This window comes from Streptomyces sp. NPDC001108 (assembly GCF_053598535.1).
Map to the genome: position 1 here is coordinate 117059 of NZ_JBSFKL010000006.1, position 24856 is coordinate 141914.

General features: G+C 72.6%; 20 protein-coding genes. 11 read left to right on the plus strand and 9 right to left on the minus strand.

What is annotated here, in order from left to right; genetic code table 11:
- Nucleotides 1-5: 5 nt before the first annotated feature.
- Entirely contained in the window at nt 6-935 is a 930-nt protein-coding gene (locus tag ACWC97_RS15970; RefSeq protein ID WP_450649779.1) for an LLM class F420-dependent oxidoreductase, read from the minus strand.
- A 231-nt stretch (nt 936-1166) separates the two neighbouring features.
- Between ACWC97_RS15970 and ACWC97_RS15975 the strand changes: the two genes are divergently transcribed.
- From ACWC97_RS15975 to ACWC97_RS15985, 3 genes are all read left to right on the plus strand, one after another.
- The gene (locus ACWC97_RS15975; protein ID WP_385212457.1) at nt 1167-3389 is read left to right on the plus strand and encodes an NADP-dependent isocitrate dehydrogenase; all 2223 of its coding nucleotides are present in this window, start codon (nt 1167-1169) and stop codon (nt 3387-3389) included.
- 318 nt (nt 3390-3707) lie between these two features.
- Complete coding sequence (gene ctaD / locus ACWC97_RS15980; RefSeq protein ID WP_450649782.1) at nt 3708-5435, plus strand: aa3-type cytochrome oxidase subunit I; 1728 nt, start codon at nt 3708-3710, stop codon at nt 5433-5435.
- 155 nt (nt 5436-5590) lie between these two features.
- A complete protein-coding gene (locus tag ACWC97_RS15985; protein WP_352277968.1) occupies nt 5591-6952 on the plus strand; it encodes an NAD(P)/FAD-dependent oxidoreductase in 1362 nt (453 codons plus the stop codon).
- Nucleotides 6953-7005: 53 nt separating this feature from the next.
- On the opposite strand, the gene ACWC97_RS15990 is transcribed toward ACWC97_RS15985, so the two are convergent.
- A complete protein-coding gene (locus tag ACWC97_RS15990) occupies nt 7006-7992 on the minus strand; it encodes an aldo/keto reductase family protein (protein WP_352277969.1) in 987 nt (328 codons plus the stop codon).
- Nucleotides 7993-8066: 74 nt separating this feature from the next.
- Nucleotides 8067-9209 carry a transcription termination factor Rho gene (gene rho, locus ACWC97_RS15995; protein ID WP_450649785.1) on the minus strand — a complete coding sequence of 381 codons (1143 nt, stop codon included), beginning with the start codon at nt 9207-9209 and terminating at the stop codon, nt 8067-8069.
- Nucleotides 9210-9585: 376 nt separating this feature from the next.
- Between rho and ACWC97_RS16000 the strand changes: the two genes are divergently transcribed.
- Complete coding sequence (locus ACWC97_RS16000; protein ID WP_450649787.1) at nt 9586-10476, plus strand: GNAT family N-acetyltransferase; 891 nt, start codon at nt 9586-9588, stop codon at nt 10474-10476.
- A 50-nt stretch (nt 10477-10526) separates the two neighbouring features.
- Here the strand turns inward: ACWC97_RS16000 and meaB are convergent, their stop codons facing one another.
- From meaB to mutA, 3 genes are read right to left on the minus strand one after another with little or no spacing between them, the layout of a single operon-like run.
- A complete protein-coding gene (gene meaB, locus ACWC97_RS16005; RefSeq protein ID WP_450649789.1) occupies nt 10527-11516 on the minus strand; it encodes a methylmalonyl Co-A mutase-associated GTPase MeaB in 990 nt (329 codons plus the stop codon).
- Between the two features lie 12 nt (nt 11517-11528).
- Nucleotides 11529-13730 carry a methylmalonyl-CoA mutase gene (gene scpA, locus ACWC97_RS16010; protein WP_450649791.1) on the minus strand — a complete coding sequence of 734 codons (2202 nt, stop codon included), beginning with the start codon at nt 13728-13730 and terminating at the stop codon, nt 11529-11531.
- Nucleotides 13730-15589, minus strand: a complete 1860-nt coding sequence (mutA, locus tag ACWC97_RS16015; RefSeq protein ID WP_450649793.1) for a methylmalonyl-CoA mutase small subunit — start codon at nt 15587-15589, stop codon at nt 13730-13732. The genes scpA and mutA overlap by 1 nt, the downstream gene beginning before the upstream one ends.
- A 498-nt stretch (nt 15590-16087) precedes the next feature.
- Between mutA and ACWC97_RS16020 the strand changes: the two genes are divergently transcribed.
- The 4 genes from ACWC97_RS16020 to ACWC97_RS16035 all read left to right on the plus strand — a co-directional run bounded on the left by ACWC97_RS16020 (nt 16088) and on the right by ACWC97_RS16035 (nt 18972).
- Complete coding sequence (locus ACWC97_RS16020) at nt 16088-16891, plus strand: tyrosine-protein phosphatase (protein WP_450649795.1); 804 nt, start codon at nt 16088-16090, stop codon at nt 16889-16891.
- A gap of 116 nt (nt 16892-17007) precedes the next feature.
- Nucleotides 17008-17949, plus strand: a complete 942-nt coding sequence (locus tag ACWC97_RS16025) for a hypothetical protein (protein ID WP_450649797.1) — start codon at nt 17008-17010, stop codon at nt 17947-17949.
- 66 nt (nt 17950-18015) lie between these two features.
- Nucleotides 18016-18420: a DnaJ family domain-containing protein gene (locus ACWC97_RS16030; RefSeq protein ID WP_450649798.1), complete on the plus strand. Its 405-nt coding sequence runs from the start codon at nt 18016-18018 to the stop codon at nt 18418-18420.
- A 66-nt stretch (nt 18421-18486) separates the two neighbouring features.
- A complete protein-coding gene (locus tag ACWC97_RS16035; RefSeq protein ID WP_450649800.1) occupies nt 18487-18972 on the plus strand; it encodes a GNAT family N-acetyltransferase in 486 nt (161 codons plus the stop codon).
- A gap of 120 nt (nt 18973-19092) precedes the next feature.
- Here the strand turns inward: ACWC97_RS16035 and ACWC97_RS16040 are convergent, their stop codons facing one another.
- The 3 genes from ACWC97_RS16040 to ACWC97_RS16050 form a co-directional block, all read right to left on the minus strand.
- Nucleotides 19093-19482 (minus strand): VOC family protein, encoded by a 390-nt coding sequence (locus ACWC97_RS16040; RefSeq protein ID WP_352277984.1) that lies wholly within the window; start codon nt 19480-19482, stop codon nt 19093-19095.
- Between the two features lie 131 nt (nt 19483-19613).
- Nucleotides 19614-20441 carry a VOC family protein gene (locus tag ACWC97_RS16045; protein ID WP_352277986.1) on the minus strand — a complete coding sequence of 276 codons (828 nt, stop codon included), beginning with the start codon at nt 20439-20441 and terminating at the stop codon, nt 19614-19616.
- A gap of 87 nt (nt 20442-20528) precedes the next feature.
- Nucleotides 20529-20861, minus strand: a complete 333-nt coding sequence (locus tag ACWC97_RS16050; RefSeq protein ID WP_450649803.1) for a DUF6479 family protein — start codon at nt 20859-20861, stop codon at nt 20529-20531.
- Between the two features lie 225 nt (nt 20862-21086).
- Between ACWC97_RS16050 and ACWC97_RS16055 the strand changes: the two genes are divergently transcribed.
- From ACWC97_RS16055 to ACWC97_RS16065, 3 genes are all read left to right on the plus strand, one after another.
- Nucleotides 21087-21488 (plus strand): hypothetical protein, encoded by a 402-nt coding sequence (locus ACWC97_RS16055; protein ID WP_450649804.1) that lies wholly within the window; start codon nt 21087-21089, stop codon nt 21486-21488.
- 224 nt (nt 21489-21712) lie between these two features.
- Nucleotides 21713-22699 (plus strand): FAD binding domain-containing protein, encoded by a 987-nt coding sequence (locus tag ACWC97_RS16060; RefSeq protein ID WP_450649806.1) that lies wholly within the window; start codon nt 21713-21715, stop codon nt 22697-22699.
- A 34-nt stretch (nt 22700-22733) separates the two neighbouring features.
- Complete coding sequence (locus ACWC97_RS16065) at nt 22734-24833, plus strand: xanthine dehydrogenase family protein molybdopterin-binding subunit (RefSeq protein ID WP_450649808.1); 2100 nt, start codon at nt 22734-22736, stop codon at nt 24831-24833.
- The last annotated feature ends 23 nt before the right edge of the window (nt 24834-24856 follow it).

Genomic DNA, 24856 nt, shown 5'->3' on the forward strand with positions numbered 1-24856 from the left:
GGCGCTCAGACGCCGGCCGCGCGCGCCGCCCGGTACACCTCGGCGGCCACGTCGATCAGCTCCGAGGCGTCGCGCGTCGTGCCCTGGAGGTCCAGCAGGATCTCCGGGACGCCGGTGGCGGCGTGGGCCGCCAGGTCCGCCACGATCTGCGCCACGTCGCCGTGGAAGGGTGCGCGGTCCGCCCCCGCCACCGGTGCGGCGCTGTACCGGGCGTTGGCCCGTACGCAGACGCCGAGCGGCCGCTCCCGGCCCCGTTCGGCCGCCAGCTCCCGGATCCGGTCCCACTGCTCGGTGAGCCGGTCGGCGCCCATGGCGACGGGCAGCCAGCCGTCCGCCCGGTCGACCAGGCGGCGGGTGGCCCGGGGGCTGTTCGCCGGCAGGTACACCGGGACGGGACGGGCCGGCTTCGGGCCGACCTCGGAGGGGGCGATGGTGGTCAGCGTCCCGGTGTACGAGACCGGGTCGGGGCCCCAGACGGCGGCGCACACGTCGAGCAGCTCGTCCAGGACCGCGCCCCGCTTCTCGAACGGGGCGACCGAGGCGGCCGCGTACTCGTCCAGGGACCAGCCCGTACCGAGGCCCGCGACCACCCGGCCGCCGCTCGCGGCGTCGAGCGAGGCGAGCGAACGGGCCAGCTGGAAGGGCACGTGCAGCGGGGCGACCAGGACGCTGGTGCCGAGCCGGGCCCGGCTCGTCGCCCCGGCGGCCAGCGCCAGGGTGATCAGCGGGTCGGCGACGCTGCGGTACTGGTCGGGCCAGGGCAGGCCCGGAACGTTGTACAGGCCCTGCGTGGCGGGCTCGGGGAAGATGATCCGCTCGAAGACCCAGAGGCTCTCGTAGCCGATGTCCTCCGCGGCGCGGGCCACCTCGGCCACGTCGCGGCCGAGGTCGTACTGCTTCATCTGCGGAAGACCGAGACCCAGCGAGACAGCCATGTGCGCACTCCTTCTGAAGGCGGTCGGCAACCACCGTATGCCACCCGCCCGTTGACCGCCGCGAGGGCGGGCCCGAGCGCCGGGGGCCGGGGCGGACGGGCCCGCCGGGGCGTGCCGTACGGCGCCGAAGGGGCGGTTCGCCGGGAGCGGGGGCGGGGCCCTGTCGAGACCGGGGCGGTCACGAGATATCTTGATGTCAAGCAATGTCGCAGACGTGGAGCGGAGCACAGGGTGACTGACTCGACCATCATCTACACACACACCGACGAGGCCCCGGCCCTGGCGACGTATTCGTTCCTGCCGGTCGTCCAGGCGTACGCCTCGACGGCGGGGGTCAATGTCGAGAGCCGTGACATCTCGCTGGCGGGGCGCATCATCGCGGGCTTCCCGGAGCGCCTGGAGGAGGGCCAGCGCATCGACGACGCGCTCGCCGAGCTCGGTGAGCTGGCCAAGCGCCCCGAGGCCAACATCATCAAGCTGCCCAACATCTCCGCCTCGATCCCGCAGCTGAAGGCGGCGATCGCCGAGCTCCAGGCGCAGGGCTACGCGCTTCCGGACTACCCGGACGACCCGCAGACCGACGAGGACAAGGACGTCCGCGCGCGCTACGACAAGGTCAAGGGCAGCGCCGTCAACCCCGTACTGCGTGAGGGCAACTCCGACCGCCGCGCCCCCGCCTCGGTCAAGAACTACGCCAAGGCGCACCCGCACCGCATGGGCAAGTGGTCCGCCGACTCGAAGACGAACGTCGCCACCATGGGCGTCGACGACTTCCGCTCCACAGAGAAGTCCACGGTGATCACCGAGGCCGGTTCGCTGCGCATCGAGCTCGCGGGTGACGACGGCACCACCACCGTGCTGCGCGAGTCGGTCCCGGTCCTGGCGGGCGAGGTCGTCGACGCCGCGGTCATGCGCGTCGCCGCGCTGCGCGAGTTCCTGACCGCGCAGGTCGCCCGCGCCAAGGCCGAGGGCGTGCTCTTCTCGGTCCACCTCAAGGCCACCATGATGAAGGTCTCCGACCCGATCATCTTCGGCCACGTGGTCCGCGCCTTCTTCCCGAACACCTTTGCGAAGTACGGTGACGTGCTCGCCGCGGCCGGCCTCTCCCCGAACGACGGCCTCGGCGCCATCCTCAAGGGCCTGGACGGGGTGCCGCACATCGGCGCCGAGATCAAGGCGTCCTTCGAGGCCGAGCTGGCCGAGGGCCCCGCGCTCGCCATGGTCGACTCCGACAAGGGCATCACCAACCTGCACGTGCCGAGCGACGTCATCGTGGACGCCTCCATGCCGGCCATGATCCGCACCTCCGGCCACATGTGGGGCCCGGACGGCCAGGAGGCCGACACCCTCGCCGTGCTGCCGGACAGCAGCTACGCGGGCGTCTACCAGGTCGTCCTCGACGACTGCCGCGCCCACGGCGCCTTCGACCCGTCGACCATGGGCTCGGTCCCGAACGTCGGCCTGATGGCGCAGAAGGCCGAGGAGTACGGCAGCCACGACAAGACCTTCGAGATTCCCACCACCGGTACGGTGCGGGTCCTCGACGGCAACGGCGACGTCGTCCTGGAGCAGGCCGTCGGCGCCGGCGACATCTTCCGCATGTGCCAGGCCAAGGACCTGCCGATCCAGGACTGGGTCAAGCTCGCCGTCACCCGGGCCCGCGCCACCGGCGCCCCGGCCGTGTTCTGGCTCGACGAGGACCGCGCCCACGACGCGCAGCTGATCGCCAAGGTCAGGACGTACCTCGCCGACCACGACACCGACGGTCTGCAGATCGAGATCATGTCGCCGGTGAAGGCCACCGCCTTCTCGCTGGAGCGCATCCGCCGCGGTGAGGACACCATCTCCGTCACCGGCAACGTGCTCCGCGACTACCTGACCGACCTGTTCCCGATCCTGGAGCTGGGCACGAGCGCGAAGATGCTCTCGGTCGTCCCGCTCATGAACGGCGGCGGTCTCTTCGAGACGGGCGCCGGGGGCTCCGCGCCCAAGCACGTCCAGCAGCTCGTCAAGGAGAACTACCTGCGCTGGGACAGCCTGGGCGAGTTCTTCGCCCTCGCGGCCAGCTTCGAGCACCTCGCGGCGACCACGGGCAACGCGCGGGCCAAGGTCCTCGCCGACACGCTCGACCGCGCGACCGGCACCTTCCTCAACGAGGACAAGTCGCCGAGCCGCAAGCTGGGCGGGATCGACAACCGCGGCAGCCACTTCTACCTGGCTCTGTACTGGGCCCAGGAGCTGGCGCGCCAGACCGAGGACCCGCAGCTCGCGCAGTCGTTCGCCGCCCTCGCCAAGACGCTGGGCGAGCAGGAGCGGACCATCGTCGACGAGCTGATCGCGGTGCAGGGTTCGCCCGCCGAGATCGGTGGCTACTACCAGCCCGACCCGGCGAAGGCCGCCGCAGTCATGCGCCCGTCGGCGACCTTCGTCGAGGCCATCGCCTCCATCGGCTGACGAAACGCCCGGAAACACCTCCGGTGGGCGCGCCCAGGCGCCCCGCCCCTCCGCCCCGGCCGGCAGTACGCCCGGCCGGGGCGGTTCCGTATCTCCGTTCGGGTACGGAACTGGTGTTCCAGTCGTTCCCGGCCCCGGGCCGCCCCCTGTCGGGTGAATGTGGCGCGGCGGCGGCCGGGCGGAACCCGTCCGGCCGCCCCGTGGCTGATTTGCTGCACCTGCAATCCGGCGTGACGCGCGCGGGAGGAGCCCGCCGGCCGTCGCGGCGGCGGAGGCGCCCCACGGCCGGCCGCGAGCGACGACCGAAGGAGCGCCCCGGTGACGACGGGCACAGCAGGTGCGGCCGAGGACGAGGCGGCGTACGCCGACGAACTGCCGCTCCGCGCCAGGGAACCCGGGAACGCCGTCGTCACCTGGCTGACCACCACCGACCACAAGACCATCGGCAGCCTCTACCTCGTCACCTCCTTCGCCTTCTTCCTCGTCGGCGGGGTGCTGGCCCTGATGATGCGGGCCGAACTGGCCCGCCCGGGACTGCAGTTCCTGTCGGCCGAACAGTTCAACCAGGCGTTCACCATCCACGGCACGATCATGCTGCTGATGTTCGCGACGCCGCTGTTCGCCGGATTCACCAACTGGATCATGCCGCTCCAGATCGGTGCGCCCGATGTCGCGTTCCCGAGGCTGAACGCCTTCGCGTACTGGCTCTACCTCTTCGGCTCGCTCATCGTCGTCGCGGGCTTCCTCACCCCGCAGGGCGCGGCCGACTTCGGCTGGTTCGCCTACTCGCCGCTGACCGACGCGGTCCGCTCGCCCGGCATCGGCAGCGACCTGTGGATCATGGGCCTGGCGTTCTCCGGCTTCGGCACGATCCTCGGCTCGGTCAACTTCATCACCACGATCATCTGCCTGCGCGCCCCCGGCATGACCATGTTCCGGATGCCGATCTTCGTCTGGAACGTCCTGCTGACCGCGGTGCTCGTCCTGTTGGCCTTCCCGGTCCTCGCGGCGGCCCTGCTGGTGCTGGAGGCGGACCGCAAGTTCGGCGCGCACGTCTTCGACCCCGCCAACGGCGGCGCGCTGCTCTGGCAGCACCTCTTCTGGTTCTTCGGCCACCCGGAGGTCTACATCATCGCCCTGCCGTTCTTCGGCATCGTCAGCGAGGTCATCCCGGTCTTCAGCCGCAAACCGATCTTCGGCTACATCGGCCTCGTCGGCGCGACGATCGCCATCGCCGGGCTCTCCGCGACCGTCTGGGCCCACCACATGTTCGTCACGGGCGCGGTACTGCTGCCGTTCTTCTCGTTCATGACCTTCCTCATCGCGGTGCCGACCGGGGTGAAGTTCTTCAACTGGATCGGCACGATGTGGAAGGGATCGTTGTCCTTCGAGACCCCGATGCTCTGGTCGATCGGCTTCCTGGTCACCTTCCTCTTCGGCGGCCTGACCGGGGTGATCCTGGCCTCGCCGCCGATGGACTTCCACGTCTCGGACTCCTACTTCGTGGTCGCCCACTTCCACTACGTCGTCTTCGGCACGGTGGTGTTCGCGATGTTCTCCGGATTCCATTTCTGGTGGCCGAAGTTCACCGGCAAGATGCTCGACGAGCGGCTCGGGAAGGTGACGTTCTGGACGCTCTTCGCCGGTTTCCACGGCACCTTCCTCGTGCAGCACTGGCTGGGCGCGGAGGGCATGCCGCGCCGCTACGCCGACTACCTCGCCGCGGACGGCTTCACCGCGCTGAACACGGTCTCCACCGTCTCCTCGTTCCTGCTCGGCCTGTCGGTCCTGCCGTTCCTCTACAACGTCTGGAAGACCGCCAGGTACGGCGAGCCGGTCCGGACCGACGACCCGTGGGGCTACGGCCGCTCACTGGAGTGGGCGACCTCCTGCCCGCCGCCGCGCCACAACTTCACCGCCCTGCCGAGGATCCGCTCCGAGTCCCCGGCCTTCGACCTGCACCACCCCGCCGTCCGGGCCCTCGACGCATCCCGCAACCGCCCGCCCACCGGGATCCCCGGCGCCCCCGGGAGCGAGCGGCCCTGAGCCCCCGGCGCGGCTCCGTCCGTCCGCCGTCGTCCGTCCGCCGTCCCCAGCAGGCGAAGTCCGCACGGGTTCGTCAGGATGGGTGACGACGGGCGCGTGCGAGGGGAGGGGCAGGCGAACGGACGACCGTACAGGCCCGAGAAGGGACGAACACCGTGGCACGACCCAGGATCCTCGTTGTCGGCGCCGGATTCGCCGGAGTGGAGTGCGTACGCCGCCTGGAGCGCCGCCTCGCCCCGGGAGAGGCGGACATCGCCCTCGTCGCCCCGTTCTCGTACCAGCTCTACCTCCCGCTGCTGCCGCAGGTCGCGGCGGGCGTGCTCACCCCGCAGTCGGTGGCCGTCTCACTGCGCCGCAGCCGCAGGCACCGCACCCGGATCGTCCCCGGCGGAGCCATCGGGGTGGACCCCGCGGCGAAGGTCTGCGTCATCCGCAAGATCACCGACGAGATCGTCTACGAGCGCTACGACTACATCGTGCTCAGCGCCGGAAGCGTCACCCGCACCTTCGACATCCCCGGCCTGCTGGAGCACGCGCGGGGCATGAAGACCCTGGCCGAGGCCGCCTACGTGCGCGACCACGTGATCGCCCAGCTCGACCTCGCGGACGCCAGCGACGACGAGGCCGAGCGGGCCTCCCGGCTCCAGTTCGTGGTGGTCGGCGGCGGCTACGCCGGCACCGAGACCGCGGCGTGCCTGCAACGCCTCACCACCAACGCGCTCCAGCAGTACCCCCGCCTCGACCCGAGGCTCATCAAGTGGCACCTCATCGACATCGCCCCGAAGCTGATGCCCGAACTCGGCGACAAACTGGGCCGGAGCGCCATGGAGATGCTGCGGGCCCGGGGCATCGAGGTGTCGCTCGGCGTCTCGATCGCCGAGGCCGGCGCGGAGCAGGTCACCTTCACCGACGGCCGTGTGCTGCCCTGCCGCACCCTGATCTGGACGGCGGGCGTCGCCGCGAGCCCCCTGGTCAAGACGTTCGACGCGGAGACGGTACGCGGCCGGCTGGCCGTCACCTCCGAGATGAGCCTGCCCGGCTTCGACGGCGTCTTCGCCCTCGGCGACTGCGCGGCCGTCCCCGACCTGAGCAAGGGCGACGGAGCCGTCTGCCCGCCCACCGCGCAGCACGCCATGCGCCAGGGCCGCAGACTCGCCGAGAACCTCATCGCCACCCTCCGCCACCAGCCGATGCGGCCGTACGTCCACAAGGACCTCGGGCTCGTCGTGGATCTCGGCGGCAAGGACGCGGTCTCCAAGCCGCTCGGCGTCGAGATGCACGGCGTCCTCGCCCAGGCCGTCGCCCGCGGCTACCACTGGTCGGCGCTGCGCACCAACGTCGCCAAGGCGAGGGTCATGACCAACTGGGTGCTCAACGCGGTCGCGGGCGACGACTTCGTCCGCACCGGCTTCCAGTCCCGCAAACCGGCCACCCTGCGGGACTTCGAGTACACCGACTCCTACCTCACCCCCGCACAGGTCCGCGAGCACACCGCCGCACTCCACACCCGTGCCTGATCCCCGCGGCGCCCGGTCCCGCACGGTACGGCGCGGGACCGGGCGCGCCCGGATCAGCCGTTGCCCGTGTGGGCCGGGTCCCGCTCGACCACCGGGTCCAGAACGGCGTCGATCTCCTTCAGCAGCTCCGCGTCGAGCCGCACCCCGGCCGCGCCGATGTTCTCCGTCACCTGCTCGGGCCGGGAGGCACCGATGATCGCGGCCGAGACGTTCGGGTTCTGCAGCACCCAGGCGACCGCGAGCTGCGCCATGCTGAGCCCGGCGGCGTCGGCCAGTGGCCGCAGCCGCTGCACCCGCTCCAGCACCTCCTCGCGCAGCCAGTCGGCCACCATGCCGGCGCCGCCCTTGTCGTCCGTGGCCCGCGTACCGGGCGGCAGCGGCGCCCCGGGCCGGTACTTGCCCGTCAGCACGCCCTGGGCGATCGGCGACCAGACGATCTGACCGATGCCCAGCTCCTCGGAGGCGGGCACCACCTCGCTCTCGATCACCCGCCACAGCGCCGAGTACTGCGGCTGGTTGGAGATCAGCGGCACCCGCAGCTCCCGCGCCAGGGCGTGCCCGGCCCGCAGCTGCCCGGCCGTCCACTCCGACACCCCGATGTACAGCGCCTTGCCGGACCGGACGATGTCGGCGAACGCCTCCATCGTCTCCTCCAGCGGCGTCGAGTGGTCGTAGCGGTGCGCCTGGTAGAGGTCCACGTAGTCGGTCTGGAGCCGGCGCAGCGAGCTGTCGATGGACTCCATGACGTGCTTCCGGCCGAGTCCCCGGTCGTTGTGCCCGGTGCCGGTCGGGAAGTAGACCTTGGTGAACACCTCCAGACCTTCGCGGCGCTCGCCCTTCAGCGCCCGGCCCAGCACCGCCTCGGCGCGGGTCCCGGCGTACACGTCCGCGGTGTCGAAGGTGGTGATCCCGGCGTCGAGCGCGGCCCGGATGCAGGCGGCGGCCGTCTCCTCCTCGACCTGGGAACCGTGCGTGAGCCAGTTCCCGTAGGCGATCTCACTGATGGTCAGGCCGCTGCGCCCGAGTCGACGGAACTCCATGTGGCTGCTCTCCCTGTACGCGTGAGGCACGTGTCGTGCGGTGGCCCGGTCATGCTATTGCGCCGGGCCGGGGCTCACGCCTCGGGAACGGTGGAGTGGACGGCGCGCAGGAAGGCCGCGTTGTCCGGGGTACGGCGGAGCCGGTCGAGCAGTGTCTCCAGGGCGTTCCGCGGATCCCTGCCGTGCAGCGCACGCCGCAGGGCCCGGACGGTCCTCAACTCTCCAAAAGATACGAGGAGTTCCTCCCGGCGGGTGCCGGACGCCGGGATGTCCACGGCCGGATGGACGCGCCGGGCGGCGAGTTGACGGTCGAGCCGCAGCTCCATGTTCCCGGTGCCCTTGAGCTCCTCGAAGAAGTACTCGTCGGCGCGGGAACCGGTCTCCACCAGCGCGGTGGCCAGGATGGTCAGCGAGCCGCCCTCCTCGGTGAGCCGTGCGGCGCCGAAGAGCCGCTTCGGGCCGAGCAGGGCGGACGCGTCGACGCCCCCGCTGAGGGTGCGCCCGCCCGCCGCGCAGGCGGTGTTGTGGGCCCGGCAGAGCCGGGTGAGGGAGTCGAGCAGGACGACGACGTCCCGGCCCTGCTCGACCAGCCGCTCGGCACGGGCCACCGCGAGCTCGGCGAGGGCGATGTGCTCCGTCGCGGGCCGGTCGAACGTCGAGGCGAACACCTCGCCCCGTACCGACCGGCGCATGTCGGTGACCTCCTCGGGGCGTTCGTCGACCAGCACCACCATCAGGTGGCACTCGGGATGGTTGGCGGCGACGGCGGCCGCGATCTGCTGGAGCAGCACCGTCTTGCCGGTCCGGGGCGGCGCGACGACGAGCCCACGCTGCCCCTTGCCGATCGGTGCGACCAGATCGACCAGGCGCATCGCGGTGCCGCCGGACGCGGTCTCCAGCCGAAGCCGCCGCTCCGGGTGCAGCGGAGTGAGGTCGCGGAAGTGCGGGCGGCCGTGCAGGGCCCGCGGGGGAAGGCCGTTGACCCGCTCCACGGCGGACAGGGTGCGCGGCTGGTCGCAGCGCCCCGCGACGGCGTCGCCCCGACGCAGTCCGTGGCGGCGGATCAGGGCGTCGGGGACCACGACGTCATCGGGGGAGGGGAGTCCGTCGCGCACGCGCAGGGTGCCGTGTCCCCGGGGCGTGAGGTCGAGGAGGCCGGTGGCTTCCTCGGTCACCGACCCGGTGGCCGGGAGGGGGAGTTCGATCGTGCTGGTCATGGTGGAGGGTCCTTTCGCGGACAGGGCGAACGGGAAGGCCGGCCGACGCGGGCGGAAGGAACACGCCCCGCACGGCGGGCGGGAAACACCTGGACGGACAAACCGGTCCGGACCGGGCGAAGTGACAGGGAGGAAGCCGGATCACCGACCGGAAGGGGAACGGTGCGGCGGCTTCGGAGAGAGGAATCGGCACCGGCGCCTCCGAAAGAGGCGTACACAGGTGCCGATCGCACGGTACCACGGCTCTCGGGCGGCGGACAGGGGGCCGGGGCCCCGATATCCGGTTGCCGAGATGTTCGCCGGGTGATGAGGTGCTCCGGGCCGTCCGGTCCGCCCTCCCTGTCGCCGACCGGCGCTCCGGCGCCCAGGAGTCACCTTGTCGCTACGCGTCACCGCACTGACCGACCCGGCCCCGTCCCCGGGCGGCCACCGCCTGGCCTGGCTCGCCGCCGATTCCTCGGGAACCCCGCTCGGTTCGGCGTTCCTGCGGGTCTTCACCCGCGAGGGCCAGGACCACCTCGCCGAGCTCGACATCCAGGTGCACCCTGCGGAGCGGCGCGCGGGCGTCGGCTCACGGCTCTTCGACGCCGCCGTGGCCGCCGCCCGCGAGGCGGGCCGGCGCACCGTCCTCGCCCAGGCCCGCGCCGACTCCCCGGGCGACCACTTCCTGCGGGCCAGAGGGGCGCGCGCGGTGCTGACCCTGACCTACACGCGCCTCGCGCTGGCGGAGGCCGACATCGAGGCCCTGCGCCGGACCGCCGGACAGTCGCGCCCCGGCTACCGGCTGGTCTCCTGGCACGGCACCGTCCCGGACGGACTCGCGGAGACGTTCGCCCGCTCCCGCCGGGCCATGGACGACATGCCCATGGACGACACCGACTTCGGCACGGTCGTCTGGGACGTGGACCGGGTCCGCTCCGCCGCGGCGGCCGTCGCGGCACGCGGCGACCTGCTCCACACCGTCGCGGCGGTCGACACGGACGACTCCACGATCGTGGGCTTCACGGAACTGGTCGTCCCGGGCGACGGGACGGGCGACGCCCAGCACTACGGAACCGGTGTCCTCCCCGAGCACCGGGGACACGGCCTCGCCCGGTGGATGAAGGCCCGATCCGTCCTCCGGGCCCGGGAGGACCACCCCGCGCTGGAAGGACTGCTGACGGACTCCGCCGACAGCAACGCCCCCATGCGGCGCGTCAACGACGCACTCGGCTACCGGCCGACCCACCGGTCGGTGGAGTACCAGCTCGACCTCCCGCAACGGTAGGCGGCCCGGTGGCCGGGGGAGAACCCCGGCCACCGGACCCACCGCGCGGATCAGGCGGTGCCCCGGAACGCGGCAAGGATGTGCTCGGCCGCCGCCGTCGGCGTCAACTCGCCGTCACGCACCCGCCGTTCGAGGCCAGGGGTCAGGGAGCGCACCTCGGGATGGGCGCGCAGGCTCTCCAGCAGCTCGTCGCGGACCATCGTCCAGGTCCAGTCGACCTGCTGGTCCCGGCGCTTGGCGGCCAGCCGGCCGCTCGCCTCCAGCTGCGCCCGATGCTGCTCCAGCCGATCCCACAGGGTGTCCAGACCGGTCGACTCGCGGGCGCTGCACGTCAGCACCGGCGGGGTCCACGCCGCGTCCGCCGGGTGCATCAGCCGCAGCGCGCCCGCCAGTTCACGCGCGGCGGCGCGGGCGTCGCGCTCGTGCGGGCCGTCCGCCTTGTTCACCGCGATCGCGTCCGCCAGCTCCAGGACGCCCTTCTTGATGCCCTGGAGCTGATCGCCGGTCCGGGCCAGCGTCAGCAGCAGAAACGTGTCGACCATGTTGGCCACCGCCGTCTCCGACTGCCCGACGCCGACCGTCTCCACCAGCACCACGTCGTACCCCGCGGCCTCCATCACCACGATGGACTCCCGGGTCGCCTTCGCCACCCCGCCGAGCGTCCCGGCGGTCGGGGACGGGCGGACGAACGCCGCCGGGTCCACCGCCAGCCGTTCCATCCTGGTCTTGTCGCCCAGGATGGAACCGCCGGTACGGCTGGAGGACGGGTCGACGGCCAGCACCGCGACCCGGTGCCCGAGCCCGGTGAGCATCGTCCCCAGGGCGTCGATGAAGGTGGACTTCCCCACCCCCGGCACCCCGCTGATGCCGACCCGCCGGGCGTTTCCGGAGTACGGCAGCAGCTCGCGCAGCAGCCGCTGGGCCAGCTCGCGATGGTCGGGGCGGAGGGACTCGACGAGGGTGATGGCGCGCGCGATGTACGCCCGCTTCCCGTCGAGCACTCCCTTCGCGTAACTGTCGATGTCGATGGTGGGCGGCATCCGGTCAGCCGCTCACAGCTCGTGGCCGAGCGCGGCACCGAGCCGCGCCACCAGGTCGTACGCGGCGTCCGGGATGACCGTGCCCGGCGGGAACACCGCCGTCGCCCCCGCCTCGTGCAGCGCCTCGACGTCCTGCGGCGGGATCACCCCGCCCACCACGATCATGATGTCCTCGCGCCCCTCGGCCGCCAGCTCCTCACGGAGCGCCGGCACCAGCGTGAGGTGCCCGGCGGCCAGCGAGGAGACGCCCACGACGTGCACGTCCGCCTCCACCGCCTGCCGCGCCACCTCGGCCGGGGTCTGGAAAAGCGGGCCGACGTCGACGTCGAAGCCCAGGTCGGCGAAGGCGGTCGAGATCACCTTCTGGCCCCGGTCGTGCCCGTCCTGCCCCATCTTGGCGACCAGGATGCGCGGACGGCGCCCCTCGGCCTCCTCGAACCTGTCCACCAGCGCCCGGATCCGGTCCACGGAAGGGGATTCACCTGCCTCGTTGCGGTACACACCGGAGATCGTACGGATCTGGCCGGCGTGCCGTCCGTACACCTTCTCCAGGGCGTCGGAGATCTCGCCCACGGTCGCCTTCGCCCGTGCCGCGTCGACCGCGAGCGCCAGCAGGTTGCCCTCCAGCCCCTGGCCCGGCCCCCGCTCCGCCGCCGCCGTGAGCGCGTGGAGCGCGGCCCGGCAGGCCGACTCGTCGCGCTCCGCGCGCAGCCGGCGCAGCTTCTCGATCTGCTGGGCACGCACCGAGGAGTTGTCGACCTTGAGCACCTCGATCTGCTCGTCGCTCTCCACCCGGTACTTGTTCACCCCGATGACCGGCTGGCGGCCGGAGTCGATCCGCGCCTGGGTACGGGCCGCGGCCTCCTCCACCCGGAGCTTGGGGATGCCCGCGTCGATGGCCTGCGCCATGCCGCCCGCCGCCTCGACCTCCTCGATGTGCTGCCAGGCCCGGCGCGCCAGGTCGTACGTCAGCTTCTCCACGTACGCGCTGCCGCCCCACGGGTCGATCGTCCGGCAGGTGCCCGACTCCTGCTGGAGGAGCAGCTGGGTGTTGCGGGCGATCCGGGCGGAGAAGTCGGTCGGCAGGGCGAGCGCCTCGTCCAGCGCGTTGGTGTGCAGCGACTGGGTGTGCCCCTGGGTGGCGGCCATCGCCTCCACACAGGTCCGGGTGACGTTGTTGAACACGTCCTGCGCCGTCAGCGACCAGCCCGAGGTCTGCGAATGGGTGCGCAGCGAAAGCGACTTGGTGTTCTCCGGGCCGAACTCCTTGACCAGTTTGGCCCACAGGAGCCGGGCGGCCCGCAACTTCGCGATCTCCATGAAGAAGTTCATGCCGATCGCCCAGAAGAACGACAGCCGCGGCGCGAAGGCGTCCACGTCGAGCCCCGCGTCCCGGCCCGCCCGCAGGTACTCCACCCCGTCGGCCAGGGTGTACGCCAGCTCCAGATCGGCCGTCGCACCGGCCTCCTGGATGTGGTAGCCGGAAATGGAGATCGAGTTGTAGCGCGGCATCTTCTGCGAGGTGAACGCGAAGATGTCCGAGATGATCCGCATCGACGGCTTCGGCGGATAGATGTAGGTGTTGCGGACCATGAACTCCTTCAGAATGTCGTTCTGAATGGTTCCGGCCAGCTTCTCGGGCCCGACACCCTGCTCCTCCGCCGCCACGATGTACAGCGCCAGTACCGGGAGGACCGCGCCGTTCATCGTCATCGACACCGACATCCGGTCCAGCGGGATGCCGTCGAAGAGCTGCCGCATGTCGTAGATCGAGTCGATCGCCACGCCCGCCATGCCGACGTCGCCCGTCACCCGGGGGTGGTCGCTGTCGTAGCCCCGGTGGGTGGGCAGGTCGAAGGCGACGGAGAGGCCCTTCTGCCCGGCCGCGAGGTTGCGGCGGTAGAAGGCGTTCGACTCCTCGGCCGTGGAGAACCCGGCGTACTGCCGGATCGTCCAGGGCTGGTTGACGTACATCGTCGGATACGGGCCCCGCAGATACGGGGCGATGCCCGGGTACGTGCCGAGGAAGTCGAGCCCTTCCAGGTCGCGCCCGGTGTACAGCGGCTTGACCGCGATGCCTTCCGGGGTCTCCCACAGCAGATCGCTGTCGGAACCGCCGGTGGACTCCTTCACCGAAGTGCGCCACCGGTCCTCGGAGACCTCGGCGGCACCGCCCGCGCCGAGCTCGATGCCGGAGAAGTCGGGGATACGCATTACGCCACATCCATACGGTCGAGAAGGGAGGAGAGCACGGCCACCACATCGGAGCCCGCGAAGACGTACTCGTCGACACCGGCGTACTCGCCGGGCCGGCCGGCCAGGAAGACCCGGCGTGCCCCCGCCGCGCCCAGCTCCCCGGCGACCGCCGCGGCCTGCTCGGCGTAGAGCGCGTCGCTGGAGCAGAGGCACGCCACGGTGGCTCCACTGGCCCGGAAGGCGTCGGCGACCGTCGCCGCGTCCACCGTGACCGGCTCGTGGACCGGCTCGATACCGCCCGCCTGGAAGAGATTGGCGGCGAAGGAGGCCCGCGCGGTGTGCGCGGCAGCGGGGCCCAGCGCGGCGAGGAACACCCTCGGCCGCTGTCCGGTCGCCGCGAGATGCGCGTCCGACCGGGCACGCAGCGCCTCGAACGCCTCGTCCCGCCGCACCCGGGGCAGACCGCCCGGCCCGTCCGCCGCCAGGGGCGCGGGATCGCGCTCCACCGGACGCTCCGACAGCAGCGGGAACTCGCTGACCCCGGTGACCGGTTCCTTGCGGCGGGCCAGATCCTTGCTGCGCGCCGCCCAGGTGGCCGAGAGGCGGTCCCCGATCATGCCCGAGCGCAGGGCGGCGGCCTGGCCGCCGGACCGCTCGATCTCCTGGAAGAACGCCCAAGCGGCCTCGGCCAGTTCGGCGGTGAGCCGCTCCACGTACCAGGAACCGCCCGCCGGGTCGACCACCCGGGCCAGATGCGACTCCTCCAGCAGGATCGTCGAGGTGTTGCGGGCGATCCGGCGGGCGAACGCGTCCGGCAGGCCCAGGGCGTGGTCGAAGGGCAGCACGGTGACGGAGTCGGCGCCGCCGACCCCCGCGCCCAGACAGGCCAGCGTCGTGCGGAGCATGTTCACCCAGGGATCGCGACGGGTCATCATCACCGACGACGTCACCGCGTGCTGGCGCTGGGCACCGGCCCCCGGCGCCCCGCACACCTCCGCCACCCGCGACCAGAGCCGCCGGGCGGCCCGCAGCTTGGCGATGGTCAGGAACTGGTCGGCGGTGGCCGCGTACCGGAACTCCAACTGCCCGCAGGCATCCTCGACCGGCATCCCCGCGTCCGTCAGCGTCCGCAGCAGGGCGACCCCGGTCGCCAGCGAGGCACCCAGCTCCTCGGCGGCCGAACCGCCCGCCTCGTGGTACGGCAGCGCGTCGACGGCCAGCGCACGCAGCCCGGGGAACTCCCGAGCGCACCGCTGCGCCCAGTGGACGGCGGCCGTGTGGTCGGGCTCCGCACCCGTGCGGGCGGCCCGCCCCAGCGGGTCGGCGCCCAGGTTGCCGCGTACGTCCGGCGCGTCGACACCGCGCTCCGCGCAGATCCGCAGCAGCTCCGCGGCGGCCGCGTCGGTCTCGTCGCCGGCGTCGAGCACCACGGGTGCAAGGTCGAGATAGACCCCGTCCAACGCCGCCGCCAGCGCGGACACCGGGACCCCGGCACCGCCGCCGAGCGTCAGCCACAGCGAGGTGACGCCGTTCTCCAGGTCGGCGAGGACGGCCTCGTTGAGGCGGCCGATGTCCGGAAGGGCGTGCCGCTGCCGTACGTCCCAGCCGCCCGCCGCGTTGCCCGCGGCCTTGCTGCCTCGGGTGAAGGGGGCGAAACCCGGGTATCCGGCATCGGGCGCGCTGTCGCGCGAGGTGTAGAGGGGGCGGGTGATGAGCCCGTCCTCCACCGTGGTGGACAGTGCTTCCTCGGCGGCCGGACCCTCGGCTTCCTTGCCCGATCTACGCAGTACGCCTTCGACGAGGCGTTGCCATTGCTCATGGGCGGGAGCAGGGAACTCGGCGGCCAACGAAAGCCCGTCGGCAGGCAGGACCGTCATGCCCAGATGCTAGGGCAGGGCGCTTAAGGCCAGCCCGGGTTCCTCTTGTGACTTTGCCCTCTCCGGAGTGCGCTTGATCCTTCACCCACCGTGGCCTACGGACGCCGCGAGGGCGGTCGGCAGGCGCATGGCCGGGACCGGCTCCGGGCGGTCCTCGGGCGGATACGGGGAAAGGAGAGCCACCTGGCCGCGCGGTCGCGGACGCCCGGTTGCGGGAATTCCGGAAAGGCTTCCCCCCCCGGTCCGCCCGCAGGGTGGATTTTCCTCTTCCGGCGGATTCCGATAAGCGGCCCCGCCAGGGGAGTGATTCCCACCCGCCGCGGAGGGCGAACGCCCGGTGATTGGTTCCGCTTTCACTTCTTCCGGTCTCTCGGTTGTGCCCCCGATGGGCGCAGACCGGCGTTTTACTTTGTCGTTCTCCCGGCCGCGTGCGACGTTTGTGAAGATCGGATCGAATGAATGCGGATACCCGCCGGAAAACCGAAGGGGAAGTGCGACGTGCAGACCGCCAGAGCCGTTCCGGCATCCACCGTCCTCAATCTGCGAGACCTGGGCGGTATCGCTCTCGGTCCGGACCGCCGGGTCCGGGAGGGCGCCGTTCTGCGGTCCGGGCAGCTCAGCGGGCTCGACGCGGAACAGGACTCCCAGGTGGCCGCGCTCGGCATCCGTACCGTCGTCGACCTGCGGACCGCCGACGAGCGGGCGGCGTCCCCCGACCGGTTGCCGCCCGGGGCGAGACTCTTCGTCGCCGATGTGTTCGGGGGCAACCCGGGGGTCCCTCCCGCCCGGCTGCGCGCGCTGCTCGCCGACCCCGTGGAGGCCGAGCAACTGCTCGGCGGCGGGCGGGCGGAGGGGCTGTTCGCGGACACCTACCGGCAGATGGTGCTCTCACCGGGGGCGTCGGCCGCGTACCGGGCCTTCGTCGAGACGGTCGCCGACGAGGGCGCCCATCCGGTGCTCTTCCACTGCACCGCGGGCAAGGACCGCACCGGCTGGGGGGCCGCCGTGCTGCTGATGATCCTCGGGGCGTCTCGCGAGACGGTGCGCGCCGAGTTCCTCGCCGTCAACCCGGTGGTGCGGGACGCCTTCGCGGACCGGGTCCGGGACTTCCTCGACGCGGGCGGCGACCCGCGGATCGCGTCCGCCATCACCGAGGTGCGGCCCCGCTACCTGGACACGGCGCTGGACGCGATGGACGAACGGTGGGGCGGGCTCGACGGGTACGTACGCGACGGCCTGCGCATCCCGGAGGCCGTGCTGGAGCGGCTGCGGGCGGCCCTGGTGGTGCCCGCCCGGTCATAGGCCCCGCCTTCGGGCCGGGGAGGACGGGCCTCCGGGGTTGACTTGATACCCCCAGGGGGTATGTTGTGTGCGTCGGGGGGCGCCGCCTCCCGGTCGGGCCGATGGAGGACACCGTCATGAACAACGCACTGAAGATCACCGCCTTCGCCGCCGCGCTCGCCGCGACCTTCGGCACCGCGTACGGCGTGGGCCGGGGCGTCGACCCGCTGGTCGCCGCCGAGGACGCCGCGGGCCGGCACGGCGGCCACGGCGCGGAAGGGAAGGGCGATGCGGCGCCGCGGGCGGCCGATCAGGTGCCCGGCGGGCTCCAGGTCTCCGAGAGCGGTTACACCCTGGCCCTTCGGACGCCGACGCTCCGGGCCGGGGCCCGGGACGAGATCCGCTTCGCGGTCAAGGACGACACCGGGCGCAAGGTCACCGCCTACCAGCGTGAACACGGCAAGGAGCTGCATCTGATCCTCGCCTCGACCGACCTCACCCAGTACCGGCACCTGCACCCCGTCCGCGCGGCCGACGGCACCTGGTCGACCCCCGTGGAGCTGCCCGAGGCGGGCGGCTACCGGGTGTTCGCCGACTTCACCCCGGCGGGGAAGAAGGCCGGGAACCTCACCCTGGGGGCCGACCTCGCCGTCTCCGGCGCCTACCGCCCGGCCACCCTCCCGGCCCCCGCCGCGGTCGCCGAGGTCGACGGCTACCGGGTCGTGCTGGGTGGCGGACTCCGTGCCGGGCAGGCCGGCGAACTGAAGCCCTCGATCAGCCGGAACGGCCGCCCCGTCACCGATCTGGAGCCCTACCTCGGCGCGTACGGGCACCTGGTCGCCCTGCGCTCGGGCGACCTCGCCTATCTGCACGTTCACCCGAACGAAGGAGGGCCGGGCCCGGTGGTCTCCTTCACCGCGACAGCGCCCAGCGCGGGCACGTACCGGCTCTTCCTCGACTTCAAGCACGGGGGCAAGGTGCACACGGCGGCCTTCACCGTTCCGGTGGCACCTGTGGCGCAGAGCGGCGGGGAACACGGCGGGAGCGACACCGGAACGCCCGCCGGACACGCCCATTGACCGGGCCCCCTCCGGCCCCTCGGTAGGGTGAAGGGGCTGGATCCGAATCTCCGGAAGGGGCGCACGGTGACCGAACGCAAACCCGCGGGCATGAGCTTCGAATCATGGGTGGACAAGCAGGTCCGGGAATCCGAACAGCGGGGCGACTTCGCGAAGTTGCCCGGATTCGGCAAGCCGCTCGAAAGCCTCGAGGCGCCCTACGACGAGAACTGGTGGATCAAGCAGAAGCTCCAGCGGGAGGGCGTGTCGGTGCTGCCGCCGACCCTGGCCCTGCGCAAGGAGGCGGAGGACCTGGTCGCGGCGCTGCCCGGGGTGCGGACGGAGCGCGAGGTGCGGGGCATGCTGGCCGACACCAACGAGAAGATCCGGGCGACCCTCCTCCGACCGCCGCCCGGACCGCCGCTGAACCTCAGGCCGTTCGACGTGGACGCCATGGTCGCCGAATGGCGCGAGGCCCGCGGGGAGGCGTAGACGCCGAGGCGCGGGGAATCTGGCCCCGGTCACCTGTCCGAATCTCGACTGCGTAATACTCCCCCCATGAGATCGGGTATTACGCGACAGCGGGGCGGGGCGCGGGCCGCGGACATCAGGCGGGCCACGGCGCGGGACGCGAAGGCGCTCACCCGGCTGGTCCGGAGGTCCGGCGCCTACGAGGGGCGGTACGCCGCCATGGTCGCCGGGTACCGGGTGGGCCCCGACTACATCGAGGCGCACCGGGTCTTCGTGGCCGAGCGGCCCGGTGCCGCCGGGGTGCTCGGCTTCTACGCGCTCGTCCTGGAGCCGCCGGAGCTCGACCTCATGTTCGTCGCCGACGAGGCCCAGGGCCTCGGCATCGGGCGGCTGCTCATCGGCCATCTCCTCGAGGAGGCGGGGCGGGCCGGGGTGACCGGCGTCCGGGTCGTCTCGCATCCGCCCGCCGAGGGCTTCTACCGGAGTGTGGGGGCCCGGCGGACCGGGACCCTGGCGGCCGATCCGCCCGTCGTGATGTGGGACCGGCCGGAGCTGCTGCTGCCGATCGGCTGAATCGGGCCACCGGACCGGATCGGGCGTCCCGTGCCCCGCACGGCGCGGGGCCGGCCGGAACCCTCGTGGGTTCCGGCCGGCCCCGGTCGTCATCCGGGTCCGCCCCGGTCGTGGGCGTCGTTACTCGGGAAAGCCGCCGTACGGACGCGTGATGATCTCCATCGCGTGACCGGAGGGGTCGAGGAAGTACACGCCCCGGCCGCCGTCGTTGTGGTTGATCGCGCCCGGATGCTTCCGGTGCGGGTCCGCGTAGTACGTGATCCCGAGCTCCTCGATCCTCGCGAACGCCGTGTCGAACTCGGCTTCCGAGATGAGGAAGGCGTAGTGCTGCGGGACGATCGAGGACTCCGGAATGGTGGCGAAGTCGAGAGTGACTCCGTTCGCGGTTTCGAGGGGGATGAAGGGCCCCCACTCCTTGCCGATCTCCAGGCCCAGAACGCCCGCGAGGAATGCGGCGGACTCCCGGTTGTCCCGGGAGTGGATGATGGTGTGGTTCAACGAAACTGACACGGTGGAATGCCTCCAAGTAGGCACTCACGGGCACCTCCACGCCTCACCCAGCCGGTGACCAACGCGCGATGCCGTACGTAAAACCCTAGATCAATTCGAACGTACCGTCGAGGGTGTGCGAAAAGATCCAGTCAGGCGGAATTCTCCGCTCCGGAGCCCGGGTCGCCGATCACCGTGAAGAGGCCGCCGTCCGGATCCAGCAGTGTCGCCTCGCCGCCCCGGGCCGCCGGGGGCCGTTCCGCGAGCCGGCCGCCGTTCTCCCGCGCGGCGGCCACCGTGGCCGCCACGTCGTCGACCGGAAAGTGCACCTGCCAGTGCGGGCGGACCAGCGGGTCGGGGGCCGCCTCCACCGCGCCGGAACTGATCCGGGCGAGGCGGTGCCCGTCGCAGTCGACGACGACCTCGTCCTTCTCGTACGACACCTCGCAGCATCCCGGATGCCCGCTCGCCCAGCCGAGCACCTCCCCGTAGAAGATCGCCGCGTCGAAGGCGTTGCGGGTGAGCAGTCGCAGCCGGGCGTGCGAGTGGCCGTCCGGTGCGCGCGGCGCGGTCGCGGGCACGGGCCGCTGCCAGATGCCGAACACCGCCCCGTCCCGGTCCGCCACCAGCGCCCCGCGCCCGTTGCCGAGCGCCATCGGGCCCACGGCGACGGTTCCGCTGCGCTCGCGGATGCGGGCGGCCGTCGCGTCGGCGTCGGCCACCGCGAAGTAGGGCGTCCAGGCCACGGCCATCCGGTACGTGGTCGCCATCGCACCGATCCCGGCGACCGGCACGCCGTCCCGGAGCGCCACCGCGAACCCCGGCCCCAGCCCGCCCTTGCGGAACGTCCACCCCAGCACCCTGCCGTAGAAATCCTGTGCCGAGTCGAGTTCGCGGGTCATGAGGTTGACCCAGCAGGGTGCGGCGGGTCCGGTCAGCGGCGCCGGTGCGGGCGCCTTCCCCGAGGGGCCTGCGGTCATGGTGGTCCTGTCTCCACGGTCGTGCGCCCGGCGTGCTGCGGGCGACAGTCCCTGGTCGTGTCGGTCGGTGTGCCGCCCGGAGCTCCGCTATTCGCGCCGTTCGTCGGGCTCGCGGGGGATGGGCGTGTTGCCGTGGTCGCCGAGCTCGTAGGGCGACAGGCCGCGGCGGTCGGGCGGGAAGTGGTCGTCACCGTGCACGTCGCGTTCCTCGACGTGGCTGCGGTGGTCCGGCCGGGGCGGCTGCTCCTCGGGTCTGGGCGGCGGCGGCTCCTGGGCCCGGCGCCGCCGCCCCAGCCAGACCGCGCCGATCAGGACGGCCACCAGCACCACGCCGACGATGCCCAGCATCGAACCGCTCGCCCCCCGGTCGTCGGCGAGCACGGAGGCCAGCGAGCTCAGGTCTGCGTTCGAAATGTCCATATGTGCCGGATACCCCGAGCTGGCGTCCGCACTCAAAAAAACACATGAATTCATGTTTTAAGTTGATATGTCTCGCGGCGTGTTTCGCCACCGGGCGGGAGCGGACGGCCGGGGGTGGCCGCGTTCCGGTCCCGGTCTCCTGTCGCCGTCGCCGGAGTCAGGGGAGAGGCTGGAGGCATACCCGGATCGCCGTGGGCGGCGGTGCGGCGAGTGGAAGGAGGCGCCGTGAACGCCACCGAGGAACAGGAAGCGGCACGGAGCGGATACGGCCGGGAGGTGTCCGTCGTCGTGAGCGGGTGCGGGTCGGCCGACGCGCGGACGGTCTTCGACGTGCTGCGGGCGGCGTTCACCACCGACCGCGCCTCGGCCGACGTGCCGCAGGACCTCGCGGGCCGACGCCCGACCGCGTGGGTCGTGACCGTCGACGTCTCCGAGGAGCGGGTGGTGTCGGGGCCGGTCGCGCTCGGTGCCCCGGTCAGCGTCGACGTGCAGGGCGGCTACTGGGCGGTGGAACGGCTGCGCCGCAGCCTGGCGCACGCCTTCGACGTGACGGTCGTCGGAACGGTCTCCGGCGACCAGGAGGAAGAGGTGCGGCTCCGCCTGGCGGAGCGCGCGGCCGGCTCCTGAGCGGGGTCGGGCGCCACGGGCGACGGCTTCCTCCGTCCGCCGCCCGCAGGTGGAGCAATACCCGTGAGGCGGCACGACCGTCTGGTAGAAAACGGGCAAAAGGCCACCTCGGAAAGGTGCGAGTGCGTGGACCCCTTCTGCCGACGGGACGACGGCGCGCGACAGCCGCGGACAGCGGGCGAGGCCGCCGGGGCGCACGCCGGTGCGGCCGGGGGAGTGGCGCCGTGAAACCCTTCTCCTACCTCCGTGCCCGGTCCGTGGAGGAAGCCGTCCGGGAGAGCGCCGCCCGCCCCGGCGCGGCCTTCCTCGGCGGCGGCACCCAGCTCGTCGACCTGATGAAACTCGGCGCCGCCGCGCCCGGGCTGCTGATCGACATCACCCGGCTGCCGCTGGACCACGTGGCCGACACCCCGGACGGCGGCCTGCGGATCGGCGCGACGGTACGCAACAGCGACCTGGCCGCCCACCCCGCCGTGCGTGCCCGCTACCCCGCCCTCTCCCGGGCGCTGCTGTCCGGCGCCTCCGGACAGCTCCGCAACGCCGCCACGACCGGCGGCAACCTGCTCCAGCGCACCCGCTGCCCGTACTTCCAGGACATCTCCAAACCGTGCAACAAGCGGGAACCCGGTACGGGCTGCCCCGCCCGCGACAGCACCCTGCGCGACCTCGCCGTGCTCGGCCACTCCGCGCAGTGCGTCGCCACCCACCCCTCCGACCTGGCCGTGGCGCTCTGCGCCCTCGACGCCACCGTCCGCCTGACCGGACCGGACGGGGCGCGCGCCGTGCCCGTCACCGGATTCCACCGGCTGCCCGGGGACACCCCGGACCGGGACACCGGGATCCGGCCCGGCGAGCTGATCACCGAGGTGGAGCTGGCACCGCCCCCCGAAGGCTCCGCCTCCCTCTACCGCAAGGCCCGCGACCGGGCCTCCTTCGCCTTCGCCCTCGCGTCCGTCGCCGCTGTGCTGAGCGTCCGCGACGGCCGGATCACGCACGCCGCGCTGGCCTTCGGCGGCCTCGCCCACCGGCCCTGGCGGGCCCGGACCGCCGAGGAACTGCTCCACGGCGCACCGGCCACCGACGAGACCTTCGAGCGCGCCGTGGACGCCGAACTCGCCGCGGCCCGGCCCCTGCGGAACAACGCGTTCAAGGTGCCCCTCGCCCACAACCTGGCCGTCGGCGCCCTCGCCGAACTCGCCGCCGCCCGCTGACCGCAGCAACGCCGACCCGCCGGGAGGAACCGCCATGAGCCAGGCCCCGCCGCCCCTGGGCACCCCCGCCGTCCGCCGCGAGGGCCGGGACAAGGTCACCGGCGCCGCCCGCTACGCCGCCGAGCACACCCCGCCGGGCTGCCTGTACGGGCGGATCGTCCCGGCCGCCGTCGCCCGCGGCCGCGTCCTGGCCGTCGACACGGCCGACGCCCTGGCCCTGCCCGGCGTGCGCGCCGTCCTCACCCACCACGACGCACCCCGGCTGGAAGAGCCCGACGACCCGATCCTCGCCGTGCTCCAGGACGACCGGGTCCCCCACCGGGGCTGGCCGGTCGCGCTGGTGGTGGCCGAGACGCCGGAGGCCGCCGACGCGGGCGTCGAGGCGCTGCACGTCGCGTACGAGGCCGAGCGGCACGACGTGCGGCTGACCCCGGACCACCCCGGCCTGTACACCCCCGACACGGTCAACGGCGGCTACCCCGCCGTCCGGGAACGCGGCGACACCGAGCGGGCCCTCGCCGCCGCCCCCGTTCTGATCGACTCCACCTACACCCTCGGCGCGCTGCACAACCACCCCATGGAGCCGCACGCCACCACGGCGTGGCGGGACGGCGACGGGCACCTCACCGTCCACGACTCCAGCCAGGGCGCCACCCCGGTCCGCGACAGCCTCGCCGCGGCGTTCGGTATCCCGCCCGGACGGATCACCGTCCGGTCCGAGCACGTCGGCGGCGGCTTCGGCTCCAAGGGCACCCCGCGCCCGCAGTGCGTCCTCGCCGTCATGGCCGCCCTCCGCACCGGGCACCCCGTCAAGGTCGTGCTGTCCCGGCGCCAGATGGCCGCCCTGGTCGGCCACCGCGCCCCCACCGTCCAGCGCGTCCGGCTCGGCGCCGAACTCGACGGCACCCTCACCGTCGTCGACCACGAGGTCGCCACCCACACCTCCACCCTCAAGGAATTCGTCGAACAGGCGGCCGTCCCCGCCCGGGTGATGTACGGCTCCGCCGCCGGTCGCACCGCCCACCACGTCGTCGCCCTGGACGTGCCGAGCCCCTCCTGGATGCGTGCCCCCGGCGAGACCCCGGGCATGTACGCCCTCGAATCCGCCATGGACGAACTCGCCTCCGCCCTCGGCATGGACCCGGTCGAGCTGCGCCTCCACAACGACCCGGCGCACGAACCGGACTCCGGCCGCCCGTTCAGCAGCCGCGGTCTGACCGCCTGCCTGGAGACGGGCGCCGCCCGCTTCGGCTGGTACGGCCGCGACCCGAGCCCCGCCGCCCGCGAGGAGGGACAGCACCTCGTCGGCACCGGCGTCGCCGCCGCCACCTACCCCGTCTACATCTCCTCCTCCGGCGCCTTCGCGCACGCGGCCCCCGACGGCTCCTACCGGGTCGGCGTCAACGCCACCGACATCGGAACCGGTGCCCGTACCGTGCTCGCGCAGATCGCGGCCGACGCCCTGGCCACCTCCCTGGACAACGTCCGGACCGAGATCGGCAGCAGCGAACTGCCCGACGCCCCGGTGGCCGGCGGCTCGACCGGCACCGCCTCCTGGGGGTGGGCCGTGCACAAGGCGTGCGTCCTGCTGCGCCGCCGGCTGCGCGAGCACACCGGTCCGCTCCCCGCCGACGGACTCACCGTCACCACCGACACCCGGGAGGAGACCGGCCGGGACTCCCCGTACGCGCGCCACGCGTTCGGTGCCCACTTCGCCGAGGTCGCCGTGCACGCCCGGACCGGGGAGGTACGGCTGCGCCGGATGCTCGGGGTCTTCGCGGCCGGGCGCATCCTCAACCCCCGTACCGCGCGCTCCCAGTTCATCGGCGGCATGACCATGGGCGTGGGGATGGCGCTGACCGAGGCGAGCACCATGGACCCGGCCTTCGGCGACTTCACCGAGCGCGACCTCGCCTCGTACCACGTACCGGCCTGTGCCGATGTGCCCCGGATTGAGGCACACTGGATCGACGAGGACGACCCGCACCTCAACCCGATGGGCAGCAAGGGCATCGGGGAGATCGGCATCGTCGGCGCCGCGGCGGCGGTCGCCAACGCGGTGCGGCACGCCACCGCCGTACGGGTGCGCGACCTTCCGATCACCCCGGACACTCTCCTGCCGTACCTGCTCTGACCCGGGCGGTCGCCCCCTGTTGC